This window comes from Wolbachia endosymbiont (group A) of Opomyza germinationis (assembly GCF_964264765.1).
GTDB classification, from domain to species: Bacteria; Pseudomonadota; Alphaproteobacteria; order Rickettsiales; family Anaplasmataceae; genus Wolbachia; species Wolbachia pipientis.
The window spans coordinates 669,241-685,174 of the sequence record NZ_OZ183482.1; the positions used below are offsets into that span (position 1 = coordinate 669,241).

The window sequence follows — 15,934 nt, forward strand, 5'->3', positions numbered from 1 at the left end:
GCTGTGCAGTTTAGACAGTTTTGCTTTACTTAACAACTAACTTACCATATATATGTCCATAGGACATTGGTATATAAGAACGTGCTACAACTATTAATCTTACTCACGGTCATCACTTCAGCTGCATTCTTTGGTCATTTAGTTCCAATGGAAGTAAAAACCTTCTTGTACTCAACGAGCCTTAGTATAAAAGAGGTTTTGCTATTTATAATGCCTTTTATTATTTTTGCGTTAATCTTTAGCAGTGTTAACAATCTTAAGCAGTCAGCTATAAAGTTCATATTGTTACTTATTATAATGATCTTCTTATCGAATCTGGCTTCAAGTTTAATAGCTTATTCTGTTGGGCATTTTATCATACAAAACACTTATTCAATACAAGATATAACGTATGAAGAAACAATTGTTCCCTTATGGTCGTTTAGACTGCCTGCATTGCTTTCTAATTTTTATGCCCTTGCTTGTGGATTTGTGTCCAGCATAGTAGTGTCCACACTGCTACCCAAAAAAAGCAGAGAGCTTTCGAACAAAATGTTAGATTTAACTCTCTTTATTTTGAAGACGTTTTTGACGCCGATTATTCCAATATTTGTACTTGGGCTTGCTTTAAAAATGCAGCATGATCAAGTTTTATCTATAATATTTAAGGATTACTCAATAATTTTCATTATTATAGCATCTGCAACCTACCTTTATGTTTTCCTCTTATATGGAGCAGCAAATTCATTCAAGATCACAAGCTGGATAGCTAGTATAGGCAATATGATACCGGCATTTATTACTGCAATGAGCACAATGTCTAGTAATGCAACTATGCCGCTTACTCTTGAAGGAAGCAAAAAAAATGTAAAGCAACCTGACATAGCATCGTCTGTTGTGCCAATAACTGCTAGCTTTCATTTAGTAGGTGATTGCTTTTTTATTATAATATTATCAATGATAATTGCCTCCGGTTATTCATTGTGCACAACAGACTATGTAACTTTCCTTCTCTATTTTTTGTTATTTAAGTTTGCTATCGTGGCAGTTCCGGCAGGAGGAATTATGGTAATGCTACCTATTCTTGAGAAATACCTCAAATTTTCTCCAGAAATGCTTTCGTTAATCACAGCACTGTATATAGTGTTTGATCCAATAATCACTTCAGCAAACGTTATGGGTAATGGTGCCTTTGCTATAATGTTTACAAAACTCTATGATAAGCTTAAGTAATGTCTATTTTAGCGATTGATACTGTAGGTATTGGTAGTTCAATAGCAATAGTTGATTATGATGGTAACTGTTTTGTAGAGCACAATTCCGCCAGCAACAATCATGCAGAATCATTTTTTCAAATTCTGAATACTTTGTTTGATAAGCACAACTATAATTATGATAAAATAGATCATTTAGTGGTAGTAGTTGGACCAGGAAGTTTCACTGGAATTAGAGTTGGTATATCAGCTGCACAAGGTATAAATCTTGCTACAAATAAGCCATTATACGGAGTTAGTGCGCTGGAAGTTCAAGCCTACGCAATATCTTTGCTTTGTACGAATAACAAAAAAAATATCAGAGCTATAGTCAAAAATGCTCAAGGGTTTTATACGCAGTTATTTGATTTCAATTTATTGCCACTATCTGCACCTGGATCCCAGTGTCACGCTACAAGCAGTACACATATGGATTGCAATTTAAATGCTAGCCATGCAGGGCTATTAGTCCGTTATAGATTAGAGAACAAGCAAAAATTAAATGAAGTTGAAGCTCTATATTTAAATGAGCCTCAGTATATGAAATCATTATAGACTATTCTTTCGCGTACATGCAATGTTACTAAGCTTGTGCATCTGGTTTACTATCTCTTGAGCTACTTCTTTTATACTCATATCTGAATTTTCTATCTCTATGGCACTTGGTGGTATAAATAAATCGTCAGTCCTAAATTTCTCTACAATGCTATTTAGATTAATCACCTTCCTATTTTTTCTTTGCCTTTTTAATGCAATACGCTTTTGTAATGTCGGTAGATCACACCTAAGTACCACAGGAAGGATTTCTGTGTTCATTTTTTTACTAAGCCTTACTATTGAATCATACATCCTCATGTTCTGGTCATTATTTTCCATCAACTCATCAATAAATATGTAATTTTTTGAGTGAATCGGATAATTTTCTATTACCTGAAGCATAATTTGCATAATGCCATATATTCTATCTTGAACTTCTTTAGGTATTTGATCACGTTCAAAGACACCATCGTATATAGAGCAAGCTTGAACATTGTTATAGAACTTACTATTTACAATTAATGCGTTTATCATATTAGATAATTCTATTGCTGTGGAAAGTTTACCACTTCCCGAAAGACCAGAGAGATATATGAAAAATCCTGCTGGCTGTTTTTTTGTGTTAATATTTACCATATTATTTTCAATCTTGAAACTTACATTTATAATAACATAAAAATGAAGCTTTAAAACATATGAAATATTATATAGAAAATTACTTTTGTAGTTAAGATATTATGTAATTTAAAAACATAAATTCTGTATATAAACTCTATAATAACGATAACTATTTTTAAGCAAGCTACAACACAAAAGTGTTTGGTATTCAGAAAGCAAGACAGAGTGGCATAGACTTATTAGTTTACTACAAGTCTCTTTTCGCGTATAAACCTTCAGAAGATTCTAACAGAGGATTGTGTTGTTAACAAAGAGCAGAGTAAAAAGGGATCTAGTCTATGCCTATCAGATTTTGTCCTACCTTAAGTTCGATGATCATACATATACTCACCTTTCAGTGCGTTCTGAAGATCAAAAGTCGTTTTATATTTATCCGTTTGGTATGCGTTTTGATGAAGTAGATGAACGTTCGTTAATGAAAGTATCATTTGATGGAGATGTAATTGAAGGCAAAGAATATCAATATAATAGAACTGGCTATATAATTCATGGTTTTGTTTATCAAGCAAGGAAAGATATTCAAGCAATTTTTCACTTGCATACACCTTCTATTGTAGCGGTTTCTTCTCTCAAAGATGGGCTGCTTCCTATAAGTCAATGGGCACTGCACTTTTACAATAAAATCTCTTACCATAATTATAATTCCCTAGCACTTAGCGATACAGAAGGAAAGAGGTTAATAGCTGATCTGAAAGAAAATTTTGTCATGTTAATGCGTAATCATGGATCTATAACGTGTGGTCGGACTATACAAGAAGCAATGTTTTACTCGTATCATTTAGAACAAGCGTGCAAAACTCAATGTTTAACGTTAGCAATGAATAAGGAGTTATCAATTCCAAGTGAAGAAATTTGCTCAAAAGCTGTAAAGGATCTCCTATCTTTTGAAAGCAATCTTGGTGAGAGGGATTGGCACGCATGGGTTAGACTAATTAAAAGTAAGTTGTAAGAGACTTTCGCACTACTATCTGTCATCCAAGTAGTGACCTTACCCAGAAAAAGTAGAGAGAAAGTTAAGACGTTTTTGGAGTAAAATAAAACGTTTTTTCAAAATATGACAAATAGAAGAGAATATACAGCAGAATTCAAATTAGAAGCTGTTAAGCTGGTTAAAGAAACAGGTCAAGCAAGTACAAAAATAGCAAAAGATCTAGGTATAGATGGTAGTATGTTAAGTAAGAAAATATGATGGAAAAATGTCTGGAGCATACGCATTTCCAGGCAAAGGCTCCTTATGACAAAGAAAGATTTGATCTAAAAAAAGAGCTAATAAGAGAAAGAGACATCTTAAAAAAAGCCCTGGGCAAAGAAAAAGAGTAAAGTATTCTTTTATATAGAAATTGCTATAAAACACAGGAACTATGTAGGGTTTTATACTGGTGGTATGGGTTGCTAAGGAAAAAAGCAGTAAAGAATTAGCAAAAGAAGGGCTTCTAGCAGATATTCAAAAAATACATCAAGCTTCTAAATGCAGATATGGAGCCCCTAAAATTCACGCTGAATTAAAAGCTTTAGGCAAAAATTAAAACAGTACAAAGTGTTATGCAAGAAAATGGCATTAAAGCCAAGTTTAGACGAAGGTTCAAAAATAAAAAACAGCAAATAAGCAACCGAGTTGTGGCTCCGAACACATTGGATCAAAATTTTACTACTGATCAGCCAAATAAAGTTTGGGATTACCTACATAAAAACTAAAGAAGGTTGTTGGCGGCAATAATTGACCTATATTCACGCATGGTGGTTAATGAGTAACATGATAATTAGTTATAGATTCTTTATTGATGGCCGTTGATAAACGCAAACCCGATAAAAATCTGCTGTTACATAGCGATCAAGGGTCACAGTATACCTCTCAAAATTACCAATTTCTATTGAATACAAAAAACATCATTTCCAGCATGAGCCATAAGGGCTGTTGTTACGATAACTCTGTTGCAGAAAAGTTCACTTAAAAGGGAGCTGCTTATTGATACTTCTCGCTCAACAAACCAGAACTGCCATATTTGAATACATAGAAATCTTTTATAACAAATAACGTAGACATTCTACTATTAACTATTGCATTCCTGCACAATTTATTCTCATGATAAAAACGTCTTAACTTTCTCTCTACTTTTTCTGGGTAAGGTCAATTTGGGTCTGCACCATTTTTGAGTAATAGTTTTACTTCTTGTGCATTACCATCTTCTACAGCTAGGAATAATTGTTCTTCCTGTGTTTTTACGCGTGTTTCCACATTAGATATAAAAAATAACAATACTAAACATGCAATACCAATAATGCTAATATATTTTATAACTTTTCTCATAAGATATTTTACAATGCTTCTAATAATATTAGATATCATCTATAAAATTAAAAAATCCATGAAAGGGGATGAAAATATGTAAAAAAGTATTATTGATTAATTAAAAACAGATTTTGATTTAATAATACTAATAAAATCGATTTATCTTAAATTTACGTTGATTTTTACCTGTTATTTTTTGTAGTTTATCCAACGTAAATTCCAGGTAAAACAAAGTCGTTATCTCCAACCGTTACAACCAACTCTCCTTCTTTAATTTTTATTTGATTAGGTGTATGGTCCCATACCATCACACTCTGGGATCATACACCTAAAGTACTCCGACACTGGGATGACACCCCGGGGTTTCTGGGATGACAAAAAAGAGCCCCCTGAGCAAAAATCTTATAGCCACTTGAATGATAATTGACTTTTTGCCTAAAATAACTAAGAAAGAAACTTCTCATCAAGATAACTTAAATATATACTAATTCTCTTATTTTTAAACGATTTCTCATCATGAATTGCACGATCAAAAACCTGAATTTGACTTGTTATAATGCTACAATTATTATTTGCAACTTCTAATACGCCACTATCAATTACAACCTTCTTTTCTGTTTGGTTACTCATTTTAACAGTAATCATACCAGGCAATAAATAAATTAAGTAAGGAGCATGGTGAGCTAAAATCATAAGCTCCCCTTCGAGCCCAGTTACTGAAAGAGAAACCACTCCACTGAATGAAATTTGATCATCAGGAGAGAAAAATTGCACTTTAAAAGTATTCATAATCTTTAACTTTTATTTAGCTTCAGCTTGTATTAATTCAGCCTTTTTTATTGCTTCATCTATATTCCCCACCATATAAAAAGCAGCCTCTGGTAAGTGATCATATTTGCCTTCAACAATCCCTTTAAAACTGGAAACAGTATCAGAAAGTGAAACAAATTTACCAGGCATGCCAGTAAATATTTCTGCAACGTGAAAAGGTTGAGAAAGAAATTTCTGAATCTTCCGAGCCCTATCAACAATAATTTTATCTTCATCAGATAGCTCATCCATACCAAGTATTGCGATAATATCTTGCAGTGATTTATAAGTTTGCAATATACGTTTCACCTCAGAAGCTACATTATAATGTTCTTCACCAATGATTTCAGCAGATAAAGACTGAGAAGTTGAATCAAGTGGATCAACAGCAGGGTATATTCCCATTTCAGCTATTTGCCTTGACAACACTGTGGTTGCATCAAGGTGAGAGAATGTAGTTGCTGGGGCTGGATCAGTCAAATCGTCCGCAGGAACATATATAGCTTGCACAGAAGTAATAGAGCCAGAAGTTGTTGAAGCTATTCTTTCTTGCATTGCACCCATATCAGTTGCAAGGGTTGGCTGATAACCAACAGCTGACGGTATTCTTCCAAGTAAAGCAGAAATTTCAGAACCAGCTTGTGTAAATCTAAAGATATTATCCACAAAAAATAGAACATCTTGGTTTTCACGGTCACGAAAATACTCTGCCATAGTAAGTGCTGTTAAAGCAACTCTAGCCCTTGCTCCAGGAGGCTCATTCATCTGACCATAAACCAAAACAGCTTGAGATTTTTCATGCTCATTTATATTTATTACATTTGAAGTGATCATCTCGTGATAAAGATCGTTACCTTCACGCGTTCTCTCCCCTACCCCGGCAAACACAGAAAATCCTTTATGAGCTTTTGCTATATTATTAATTAATTCCATTATTAGGACTGTTTTACCAACACCGGCTCCACCAAATAAGCCAATTTTTCCTCCTTTAAGATAAGGTGCAAGAAGATCTATAACTTTTATTCCCGTAACTAAAACTTCTTCCTGTATTCTCTGTTCAGTAAAACTTGGAGGTGCTCTGTGTATAGGCTCTAAGTTATACTTTCCCTTCAGTGGACCACACTCATCTATAAGCTCTCCAACAACATTAAAAATCCTTCCTAAAGTTGAACGCCCAATTGGCACCGATATTGGTGCACCTGTATCAACAAATTCATCCCCCCTTGACATGCCATCTGTGCTATCCATAGCAATACAACGAACTATATTGTCACCTATATGCTGCGAAACTTCTAAAACCAGCTCCTTATCCTTATATTTTAGTTTGCTTTTTAAAGCATTAAATATTTTAGGCAATTCACCTTCAAATTTTATATCAACAACTGCTTGAGTTACCTTAATCGCTCTACCTATATTCATCTCTTTATTTTTATCACCTAACACTATAATTCCATAAAAGAACTTCTAAAGAAAATAAATTTTATATTATTAATAGAAATTTTGCAACATTAAAACGCTTACTAGTTACGCTTCATTACAAACAATGCAAATGCATTTAATAGCCAAGTAATAATAAACAATACTAAACTAAGCGCATAAGCAGCAAGAGTTTGTACACTATTGAAATCCTGATCTCCGGTAAGTAATGTAGCGATCTGCACGGTAATGGTAGTAACTGAATTAAGAGGGTTAAAAGTCAAATTTGCGTTGATTCCCACAGCCATTAGCACAATCATTGTTTCACCTATCACTCTTGAAATTGACAATAAAATTGCACTTAAAATTGTAGGCATTGCATAAGGTATTGTTATATGCCATATAGTTTCCGCTGGAGTTGCACCAAGTGCCATGAAGCCATAACGCAAGCTTTTTGGAACAGATCTTATGGCATCTTCGAGTAAAGAAATAATAAAAGGAAGAATCATTATCCCAATCGATAAACCGGCAACTAAGGCACTTTCTGAGTGTATACTTAAACCAAAAAAATTTGCTACCTGCTTTATAAAGAAAGACAAAAACACAACCGCGAAATATCCATATACAACCGTAGGAATAGCAGACAAAACTTGCAAAGTTGTATTAACAATATAACGCACTTTCTCACTCGCATATTCACTAATATATATTGCAGAAAATAAACCAAGCGGAACGACAACTAACATTGCTATAATAGTTATAAGTAATGTACCAACTAAAAGCGGCGCTATACCAAAACATCCTATCTTCTCTTCATTGATAGTGACTACATTGTGGCCCCATTTCAAGCAAAACAAGAATTCTGAAATAGCTACTTTATTAAAAAAACTAATGGATTGAATAAAAATAGACAGCATTATAAATAAAGTGATAAAAAATGATATGGCCAAAGCCACAAATAACGAAAGTTTTATTATCTTATTTCTTTTATTTTTAAAGATAAAAGCAAGCATGAAAAAAAGTAACGCTATAGAAATAAAAGTTACAAAACAATTATTATAGAATACTAACAACCAAGTTAGCATCCATACACAACTAAGATATAGATAAGATTTAACCTTATTTACTTCTTGAAACCTACTAAAACAAAATAAAAGGATTAGTAAGACAGGTATGACTATCACCGAATTCATTCTTCCATGCATCAAATTTTATTCTACGAAAATGTCATACAAGTTCACCATTATTTGACAATAAAGTAAAACAATTTAAAATAAATAATTATATTAATATAAAAACAATGAAGAGAACATTTCAACCAAAAAATTTGATAAGAAAGCGCAGACACGGATTTCGTTCACGTATGGCAACAAGAGCTGGAAGAAAAATCCTTAATAGGCGCCGTTCATTAGGGTGTAACAAATTATGCGCATAGTAAGTATAAAAAAAAAGATTTTTCTTCTGCTTTCAAAAATAAGTTAGCACTCAACAGTCTTTTTTATCGTGGGCTTTATATATCACTGTACGCTATAAAAGAAAGAGAACCTGAAAAGTACATTCATACTATTAGAGTAGGTCTGGCTATCAGTAAAAAAACCGGAAAAGCAGCAAAAAGAAATAAAATAAAAAGGCAACTACGAATGCTTGCTAAAATTAGCATTTTAAATATAAGTAATATAGGGCACTACTACATAATACTAACTCATAGAAACATTATGCAAGCAAGTTATAAAAATTTACAAAAAGATCTAACTATTTGCTTAAAAAAGATAAAATAAAAAAAATCTCAATTAAGGTATTTACAACTATATTTTTTATGATAATATAGGTAAAATTTTTAAAAATAGTTAATGGGTGTGGTGAATGGTAGAGCATATAAAAGAGGTAAATAACACAGGCTTTGGTCAGATGTATCAATTCTTATTTCTTCCTAAAGGAACAGGAACAGATTGGAGGTCAGCATTTCGCCAACAAGAAGAATTATTTAAAAAAGTGGGAGGTAATGTAATATTACCAGAAGTCAGTAATTCTCCTTCAAAAGGGAATCAATTAGGGGAAGTAGGAACAATGCTAAATAATGTAGAAAATGACCAAGAACATATAAGAAAAAAAAGATATCGTAGTTAAAGTAAAAACTTAAAGAATAGTAACAAAACAAGAAAGTTAAAATATAAGTATACCTACTGTCTAATTAACAAAGAAATTTTTATAAACTTGGCGGCGACCTACTCTCCCTTTTCAAGTACCATCAGCGCTAAAAAGTTTCACTTCCGAGTTCGAGATGAGATCGGGTGGTTCATTTTTGCTATAGCCACCAAGTCAATAAAAATTTCTAACTTAACAATTTTAACTTAATATTTAACACTGCATACACACATATAGAAAGCAAATAAATCAATCAGGCTATTAGTACTAGTTAGCTTCACATGTTACCATGCTTCCACACCTAGCCTATCAACGTGGTAGTCTTCCACGGCCTTAATTGGGAAATCTTTTTGAAGAGGGTTTCTTGCTTATATGCTTTCAGCAATTATCCCATCTATACATAGCCACCCAGCGATGCTATTGGCATAACAGCTGGTACACCAGAGGTATATCCATCTCGGTCCTCTCGTACTAGAGTCAGACCTTCTCAAATTTCCTTCACCCACGGCAGATAGAAACCGAACTGTCTCACGACGTTCTAAACCCAACTCACGTATCACTTTAATCGGCGAACAGCCGAACCCTTGGGACCTTCTTCAGCCCCAGGATGTGATGAGTCGACATCGAGGTGCCAAACGGTGTCGTCGCTATGAACGCTCGAACACCATCAGCCTGTTATCCCCGGCGTACCTTTTATCCGTTGAGCGATGACCCTTCCATACAGAATCACCGGATCACTATGACCGACTTTCGTCTCTGCTTGGCTTGTCAGCCTCGCAGTCAGGCAAGCTTATGCCATTATACTATCAAGCTGATTTCCGACCAGCTCTAGCTTACCTTCGCACGCCTCCGTTACTTTTTAGGAGGCGACCGCCCCAGTCAAACTACCCACCATACAATGTCCTAGTTCCAGATAATGAAACATAGTTAGATATCAAAAGTGTAAAGGGTGGTATCTCAAGGTTGACTCCATTATAGCTAGCGCCATAACTTCAAAGTCTCCCACCTATCCTGCACATCACACTTTTAATAGCAATGTAAAGCTATAGTAAAGGTGCACGGGGTCTCTTCGTCTAACCGCGGGTACCCCGCATCTGCACGGGGAATTCAATTTCGCTGAAGTGATGTTGGAGACAGTGGAGAAATCGTTACGCCATTCGTGCGGGTCGGAACTTACCCGACAAGGAATTTCGCTACCTTAGGACCGTCAGTGTTACGGCCGCCGTTTACTGGGGCTTCAATTCGGAGCTTGCACCCTTCCTATTAACCTTCCAGCACCGGGCAGGCGTCAGACCCTATACTTCCACTTACGTGTTTGCAGAGTCCTGTGTTTTTAGTAAACAGTCGCTACTCCCTATTTTGTGCCACCTACTCATAGTTGCCTAAAAGCAGGTTACCCTTCTTCCGAAGTTACAGGTATAATTTGCCGAGTTCCTTCAACATCATTCTTTCAACACCTTAGTATACTCTACTCATCCACCAGTGTCGGTTTGCGGTACGGCCTCATAAATATAAGTGCTATTTCCTGGAGCTTCTTTTAAGCATAGATCAATCCAATAAGATCTATACAAATACGAAACCCGTCACACTTAAGAGGTTTAGGAATATTAACCTAATTGCCATCGACTACTCCTTTACGGACTCGCCTTAGGAACCGACTAACCCTACGCAGATTAACTTAACGTAGGAACCCTTAGATTTTTGGTGAGAGTGTTTTTCACACTCTTTTACGCTACTTATGTCAGCATTCTCACTTCCGATATCTCCAGCAGTTTTCACAAACCACCTTCACAGACTTACGGAACGCTCCGCTACCGCGCCTATTGATCGAAATCAATAAGCACTCACATCTTCGGTATACAGCTTTAGCCCCGGTACATTTTCGGCGCAGAAAAACTTATTTAGACAAGTGAGCTGTTACGCTTTCTTTAAAGGATGGCTGCTTCCAAGCCAACCTCCTAGCTGTAATGGTTTTTCTACTTCCTTCCCCACTTAGCTGTAATTTTGGGACCTTAGATAGTGATCTGGGTTGTTTCCCTCTTCACCACGGACTTAGCACCCGTAGTGTGCCTGCTGTATAATTAATTGTTGGTATTCGGAGTTTAGTTAGATTTGGTAAGACGGTGAATCCCCCTAGTCTATCCAGTGCTCTACCCCCAACAACATACATACAACGCTCTACCTAAATAGATTTCGCGGAGAACCAGCTATTTCCAAGTTTGATTGGCCTTTCACCCCTAATCACAACTCATCCAATAATGTTGCAACATTAACTGGTTCGATCCTCCAGTGTGTTTTACCACACCTTCAATCTGGTCATGACTAGATCACTTGGTTTCGGGTCTAATCCATAAAACTAAAACGCCCTATTCAGACTTGCTTTCGCTACGCCTACACCTAACGGCTTAAGCTTGCTTCATAGATTAACTCGCTGACCCATTATGCAAAAGGTACGCTGTCACTCTAAATATCAATAAATTGATATAGAGCTCCAACTGTTTGTAAGCACTTGATTTCAGATTCTATTTCACTCCCCTCCCGGGGTTCTTTTCACCTTTCCCTCACGGTACTTGTTCACTATCGGTCGTTAAGGAGTATTTAGGCTTGGAGGATGGTCCCCCCATATTCAAACAGGATTTCACGTGCCCCGCTCTACTCAAGGATTTAAAAACTTTCTACTTATACAGGACTATCACCTTCTATGGTTACTATTTCCAGAGTATTCTAATTCTTATTCTTAAATCACTAGCCTTTTCCGCTTTCGCTCGTCACTACTAACAGAATCTCGGTTGATTTCTTTTCCTTTGGCTACTTAGATATTTCAGTTCACCAAGTTTGCTTTACATACTTAGTACGTAATAACTAGCTAAACTAGTTGGGTTTCCCCATTCGGAAATCTGCGGATCAAAATTTGTTGACAATTCCCCACAGCTTATCGCAGCCTGCCACGTCCTTCATCGCCTCTTAACGCCAAGGCATCCATCAAGTGCTCTTAATAATTTACTTATCCGACTATATGCAGAATATGCAGAGTTAAATATTATTAAAATTGAATTGAGATTAAATTAATCTCTACCATAAAACTTGTCAAACATCTAAAAACTAAATTAATCTTTTATATGTTATAACCTAATAAATAATATGTCAACGCCTTTTTGCACAAAACATTTACTTATATTATCAACAACAATATACTAGCAATCCTAAACAGTATAATCTGAGAAATATGTGGTAAACTTATATATACAGTAAAAATTAATAAAAAAGATATTTTGTAAGATAAAATGTGTTAAAATCAATTGCCTAAAAATGATAATAAACATTCGGAGTATTTCTAACGTATGAAAAGTAATCTCTCTTTTATAAAAAACGTTGCTTTAAATTGTATGTCTAAGCTCATTGGCGTATTAAATATTAAGAAAGTAAAACACTTCATTGTGAATAAATATAATACTCTTCATAAAGAAATGACAGTGCTTCTTAAAAAATCTAAGAACCTGTTAAACACCAACATTGAAATCGGTTTATATCACTTTTATAAAGGTAGCATATCAGATGCAAAGTTACGATTTTGGTTAATTAGCATATTTTACCCCCATTTACCTATAGTCTGGTATAACATCGGAAGGTGTCATTTTGCGGTAGGGAATACTAACAAAGCTTATAATTATTTAACAAGGGCACTAAAATTAGATAATGACCACGAGGAGGCGTCTTACTATATAAAAAAAATGACAAACTCAGCGCCTATTACAGAATTGCCAAAAAACCTCATAAGACAATATTTTGATTACACAGGTGAATATTTTGTTGAGCATTGGTTGATTGCCAAACAATATAGAGGGCATGAACTTGTACACATGATAATTACAAAAATCTTCAACAACTCCACTTCTGAGCTCAATATACTCGACCTTGGTTGTGGAACTGGAATATGTGGTCATTTCTTGAAAATAAATAGTATTGGAAACCATATAACAGGAATTGACATTTCAAGTAGAATGCTAAATATCGCAAGAGGATGCTTTATAAAAGGTAAGCCTGTTTACAATGAATTAATACATATGGAAATGAAAGAGTTTCTTAAACAAGAGAAAAACCAGCAGTATGATGTAATTATCTTTGCTGAAGTGCTACATTATCTACATGACTTTCAAGAAGAGTTGGAATTAGCAAAAAGATCTACGAGCAAAAAAGGAGTTATTGTATGTTTAATAAGAAGAAAGGAAGGTGAAGGTATTGACTTTGTAAACAAAGGAGACTATTTTCGTCACTCAGAAAGTTATGTTCAACATGTTGCAAAAGAAATAAATATGCAAATAAGTTATATGAGTTACTGTAAAATATATGGCAGTCAGGTTGACGGTATCTTGTTTGCATTACAGCATCAACAAAAAAATCCGAAAAACCTAACTTAAAAATCGCTCAAAATGACTTTTAAGTACCTATATATAATAAAAGAATAAAAGGAACTTTATGAATAACATTACCATTAATTACGCAAAGGACAGCAAATTAACCGACTTTGGAAAAGCAGTTCTATCAGACAGGTATTTAATAGAAAATGAAAGTTATCAAGACCTCTTTGCACGTATTGCTAATTACTATTCTGATAATAAAGAACATGCGCAGCGTCTTTATGACTACATGAGCAACTTGTGGTTCATGCCTTCAACACCAATACTCAGCAATGGTGGCACTAAGAGAGGGTTACCTATCTCTTGCTTTCTTAATGAAACCGAAGACAGCTTGCAGGGAATAGTTGATCTATGGAACGAAAATGTTTGGCTTGCTGCACGTGGAGGAGGCATAGGTAGTTATTGGGGAAATTTACGCTCAATAGGCGAAAGCGTAAAGGGTAGCGGCAAAACATCAGGAATTGTTCCATTTATTGTAGTGCAAAATGCTCTAACACTTGCAATTAGTCAGGGATCCCTAAGGCGAGGAAGTTCAGCAGTCTACCTTCCTGTATCTCATCCGGAGATAGAAGAGTTTCTAGATTTACGCAAGCCAACAGGCGGTGACCCAAATCGCAAAGCGTTAAATATACATCATGCTGTAATAGTAACAGATAAATTTATGCAGGCTGTTGAGAATGATCAAGAATGGAATTTAATAAGCCCTCACAACAATAAGGTTATTTCAACTGTAAAAGCGCGGGATATATGGATCAAAATATTAACAGCAAGAGTTGAAACTGGAGAACCTTACATTATTTTCCTTGATGCAACAAATAACAATAAGCCAGAATCTTACAAAAAGCTCAACTTAGACATCAAGATGTCAAATCTATGCAGTGAAATAACTTTAACCACAGGTTATGATCACCTGAATAAGTCACGCACTGCTGTGTGTTGTCTATCATCCGTAAACCTTGAGTACTACGAAGAATGGAAAGACAATAAACTCTTCATAGAAGATATAATGCGCTTTCTTGATAATGTATTGGAAGATTTCATAAATAAAGCACCGAATGAAATGCAGCGAGCAAAATATTCTGCAGCCAGAGAACGCAGTATTGGTCTTGGTGTGATGGGCTTTCACTCATTTTTACAAAGCAAAATGGTTCCTTTTGAATCAGTAACAGCACAACAATGGAATAAAAAAATATTTAAGTATTTACGCGAGCAAGCAGATATAGTTTCTAAAAAATTAGCAGAAGAAAAGGGAGCATGTTCTGATGCCAAAGAAGTTGATCTAATGGAAAGGTTTACACACAAACTCGCTATTGCTCCTACTGCCTCGATCTCCATTATTGCAGGTAATACCTCCCCTGGAATAGAACCATACGCAGCAAACGTATTCATACAAAAGACACTTACAGGCTCATTTGTAGTGCGAAATAAATTCTTGCAAAAACTATTAGCAGAAAAAAATCAAGACAATGATAAAATATGGTCTTCAATTTCAACAAACGAGGGTTCCGTTCAGCATTTAGATTTTCTTAGTGAGCATGAAAAATTGACATTTAAAACAGCGTACGAGCTTGACCAAAGATGGATTATAGAACATGCAAGTGATAGAACTTCGTATATTTGTCAATCTCAATCAGTAAATCTGTTCTTACCTGCCAACGTACATAAACGTTACTTGCACAAAATACACATGCTTGCTTGGAAAAAAGGATTGAAGAGCTTATATTACTGCAGATCACAATCAATGCAGAGAGCCGATAAGGTCTCGCATGACATATTCAAAAAAAGTGAAATATTGCAACAAAAAACAGATATTGACTACGATGAATGTCTGTCATGCCAATAGCGGCCTTACTCAGAAAAAGTAGAGAGAAAGTTAAGCAAATGGGTAAATAGACTTCTTGCATAACCATATAACGCACTTTTATTGGGAATAGAAACGAAAAAACTTCCTTGACAAACTCCGCCAGCCCTCTTATCATAAAATTGAAGCTATTTATTTATCTTCTCTGTACAGATTAAATGACAAAAAAACTCACGTATCTGGCGTCTCATGTTTAATTTTTTGCACTATGTGCACCTTATGTCTTTATCAAACTTCTACCTACATAAGCTGAAACGCGCTTATAAAGCGTTTAAAACATAAAAAAACGCCAACTTAAAAAATGGATAGTGAATAACTAGCTACCCTAGGGTTTCTTTTGCCTTTTTTTCTGTTTAGTAAATTTCTTAAACATTTATAGCTAAGGTTAGTTGCATTTAAAAGCAGCTGAGTCGCGGTTATTAAGCGTTTAGAATAAAAAAACGCCATACTTGAAAGTATAATGTAAGTAATTAGCCAACTACGGGGCTTCTTTTGCCTTTTTTTTCATTTGGTAAATTTCTTAAATATTTATGGCTAAACGACAATC

Annotated in this window: 16 protein-coding genes, 2 rRNA genes and 1 pseudogene; 12 read left to right on the top strand and 7 right to left on the bottom strand. The window is 35.0% G+C overall.

Translation table 11 applies throughout. The annotated features are described in order from the left end of the window. Positions 1-81 precede the first annotated feature (81 nt). A complete protein-coding gene (locus tag ACFEL3_RS03225; RefSeq protein ID WP_006280118.1) occupies positions 82-1,212 on the top strand; it encodes a cation:dicarboxylate symporter family transporter in 1,131 nt (376 codons plus the stop codon). Beyond that, complete coding sequence (gene tsaB / locus ACFEL3_RS03230) at positions 1,212-1,787, top strand: tRNA (adenosine(37)-N6)-threonylcarbamoyltransferase complex dimerization subunit type 1 TsaB (protein WP_010962437.1); 576 nt, start codon at positions 1,212-1,214, stop codon at positions 1,785-1,787. Before ACFEL3_RS03225 ends, tsaB begins: the two co-directional genes overlap by 1 nt. Here tsaB and ACFEL3_RS03235 read toward each other — a convergent pair. Next, the gene (locus ACFEL3_RS03235; protein WP_010082279.1) at positions 1,782-2,405 is read right to left on the bottom strand and encodes an AAA family ATPase; all 624 of its coding nucleotides are present in this window, start codon (positions 2,403-2,405) and stop codon (positions 1,782-1,784) included. The genes tsaB and ACFEL3_RS03235 overlap by 6 nt on opposite strands. Positions 2,406-2,685: 280 nt before the next feature. Between ACFEL3_RS03235 and ACFEL3_RS03240 the strand changes: the two genes are divergently transcribed. The 5 genes from ACFEL3_RS03240 to ACFEL3_RS03260 all read left to right on the top strand — a co-directional run bounded on the left by ACFEL3_RS03240 (position 2,686) and on the right by ACFEL3_RS03260 (position 4,399). Beyond that, complete coding sequence (locus ACFEL3_RS03240) at positions 2,686-3,396, top strand: class II aldolase/adducin family protein (protein WP_010082280.1); 711 nt, start codon at positions 2,686-2,688, stop codon at positions 3,394-3,396. Between the two features lie 105 nt (positions 3,397-3,501). Then, positions 3,502-3,636 (top strand): IS3 family transposase, encoded by a 135-nt coding sequence (locus ACFEL3_RS03245; RefSeq protein WP_007548354.1) that lies wholly within the window; start codon positions 3,502-3,504, stop codon positions 3,634-3,636. Further along, the gene (locus ACFEL3_RS03250) at positions 3,633-3,767 is read left to right on the top strand and encodes a hypothetical protein (RefSeq protein WP_007548509.1); all 135 of its coding nucleotides are present in this window, start codon (positions 3,633-3,635) and stop codon (positions 3,765-3,767) included. The genes ACFEL3_RS03245 and ACFEL3_RS03250 overlap by 4 nt, the downstream gene beginning before the upstream one ends. 59 nt (positions 3,768-3,826) lie before the next feature. After that, positions 3,827-3,973: an IS3 family transposase gene (locus tag ACFEL3_RS03255; protein WP_080717648.1), complete on the top strand. Its 147-nt coding sequence runs from the start codon at positions 3,827-3,829 to the stop codon at positions 3,971-3,973. 255 nt (positions 3,974-4,228) lie between these two features. Then, a complete protein-coding gene (locus ACFEL3_RS03260) occupies positions 4,229-4,399 on the top strand; it encodes a DDE-type integrase/transposase/recombinase (RefSeq protein ID WP_080717647.1) in 171 nt (56 codons plus the stop codon). Positions 4,400-4,575: 176 nt separating this feature from the next. On the opposite strand, the gene ACFEL3_RS03265 is transcribed toward ACFEL3_RS03260, so the two are convergent. From ACFEL3_RS03265 to pstC, 4 genes are all read right to left on the bottom strand, one after another. Further along, a complete protein-coding gene (locus tag ACFEL3_RS03265; RefSeq protein WP_223823054.1) occupies positions 4,576-4,755 on the bottom strand; it encodes an ankyrin repeat domain-containing protein in 180 nt (59 codons plus the stop codon). Between the two features lie 426 nt (positions 4,756-5,181). Beyond that, positions 5,182-5,526 carry a F0F1 ATP synthase subunit epsilon gene (locus ACFEL3_RS03270; protein ID WP_006279902.1) on the bottom strand — a complete coding sequence of 115 codons (345 nt, stop codon included), beginning with the start codon at positions 5,524-5,526 and terminating at the stop codon, positions 5,182-5,184. 12 nt (positions 5,527-5,538) lie between these two features. Then, positions 5,539-6,966, bottom strand: a complete 1,428-nt coding sequence (gene atpD / locus ACFEL3_RS03275; RefSeq protein ID WP_010962432.1) for a F0F1 ATP synthase subunit beta — start codon at positions 6,964-6,966, stop codon at positions 5,539-5,541. 101 nt (positions 6,967-7,067) lie between these two features. Continuing rightward, positions 7,068-7,919: a phosphate ABC transporter permease subunit PstC gene (gene pstC, locus ACFEL3_RS03280; protein WP_236515219.1), complete on the bottom strand. Its 852-nt coding sequence runs from the start codon at positions 7,917-7,919 to the stop codon at positions 7,068-7,070. Positions 7,920-8,263: 344 nt separating this feature from the next. On the opposite strand from pstC, the gene rpmH reads away from it, so the two are divergent. The 3 genes and pseudogenes from rpmH (at position 8,264) to ACFEL3_RS03295 (ending at position 9,090) form a co-directional block, all read left to right on the top strand. Beyond that, positions 8,264-8,398, top strand: coding sequence for a 50S ribosomal protein L34 (rpmH, locus tag ACFEL3_RS03285; RefSeq protein ID WP_006279898.1), 135 nt, complete (start codon positions 8,264-8,266; stop codon positions 8,396-8,398). 67 nt (positions 8,399-8,465) lie between these two features. Then, positions 8,466-8,741: pseudogene (gene rnpA, locus ACFEL3_RS03290) on the top strand (ribonuclease P protein component); the annotation flags it as partial. Between the two features lie 85 nt (positions 8,742-8,826). Continuing rightward, on the top strand, positions 8,827-9,090 hold the full coding sequence (locus tag ACFEL3_RS03295) for a hypothetical protein (protein ID WP_010082134.1): 264 nt from the start codon (positions 8,827-8,829) through the stop codon (positions 9,088-9,090). Between the two features lie 85 nt (positions 9,091-9,175). On the opposite strand, the gene rrf is transcribed toward ACFEL3_RS03295, so the two are convergent. Together rrf and ACFEL3_RS03305 are read right to left on the bottom strand one after the other, a co-directional pair. Next, positions 9,176-9,282: ribosomal RNA gene (rrf, locus tag ACFEL3_RS03300) — 5S ribosomal RNA — on the bottom strand. 66 nt (positions 9,283-9,348) lie between these two features. Beyond that, a 23S ribosomal RNA gene (locus tag ACFEL3_RS03305) occupies positions 9,349-12,114 on the bottom strand. Positions 12,115-12,449: 335 nt separating this feature from the next. Between ACFEL3_RS03305 and ACFEL3_RS03310 the strand changes: the two genes are divergently transcribed. Next, entirely contained in the window at positions 12,450-13,526 is a 1,077-nt protein-coding gene (locus ACFEL3_RS03310) for a methyltransferase domain-containing protein (protein WP_010082287.1), read from the top strand. Between the two features lie 58 nt (positions 13,527-13,584). Beyond that, entirely contained in the window at positions 13,585-15,369 is a 1,785-nt protein-coding gene (locus ACFEL3_RS03315; protein WP_006280151.1) for a ribonucleoside-diphosphate reductase subunit alpha, read from the top strand. Positions 15,370-15,934 lie beyond the last annotated feature (565 nt).

Bases quoted from the DNA above. Each gene is read 5' to 3' on its own strand.
- tsaB (WP_010962437.1), top strand. From the start codon at position 1,212: ATGTCTATTTTAGCGATTGATACTGTAGGTATTGGTAGTTCAATAGCA.
- ACFEL3_RS03235 (WP_010082279.1), bottom strand. From the start codon at position 2,405: ATGGTAAATATTAACACAAAAAAACAGCCAGCAGGATTTTTCATATAT.
- ACFEL3_RS03245 (WP_007548354.1), top strand. From the start codon at position 3,502: ATGACAAATAGAAGAGAATATACAGCAGAATTCAAATTAGAAGCTGTT.
- ACFEL3_RS03250 (WP_007548509.1), top strand. From the start codon at position 3,633: ATGATGGAAAAATGTCTGGAGCATACGCATTTCCAGGCAAAGGCTCCT.
- ACFEL3_RS03260 (WP_080717647.1), top strand. From the start codon at position 4,229: ATGGCCGTTGATAAACGCAAACCCGATAAAAATCTGCTGTTACATAGC.
- ACFEL3_RS03265 (WP_223823054.1), bottom strand. From the start codon at position 4,755: ATGAGAAAAGTTATAAAATATATTAGCATTATTGGTATTGCATGTTTA.
- ACFEL3_RS03270 (WP_006279902.1), bottom strand. From the start codon at position 5,526: ATGAATACTTTTAAAGTGCAATTTTTCTCTCCTGATGATCAAATTTCA.
- atpD (WP_010962432.1), bottom strand. From the start codon at position 6,966: ATGAATATAGGTAGAGCGATTAAGGTAACTCAAGCAGTTGTTGATATA.
- rpmH (WP_006279898.1), top strand. From the start codon at position 8,264: ATGAAGAGAACATTTCAACCAAAAAATTTGATAAGAAAGCGCAGACAC.
- ACFEL3_RS03295 (WP_010082134.1), top strand. From the start codon at position 8,827: ATGGTAGAGCATATAAAAGAGGTAAATAACACAGGCTTTGGTCAGATG.
- ACFEL3_RS03310 (WP_010082287.1), top strand. From the start codon at position 12,450: ATGAAAAGTAATCTCTCTTTTATAAAAAACGTTGCTTTAAATTGTATG.
- ACFEL3_RS03315 (WP_006280151.1), top strand. From the start codon at position 13,585: ATGAATAACATTACCATTAATTACGCAAAGGACAGCAAATTAACCGAC.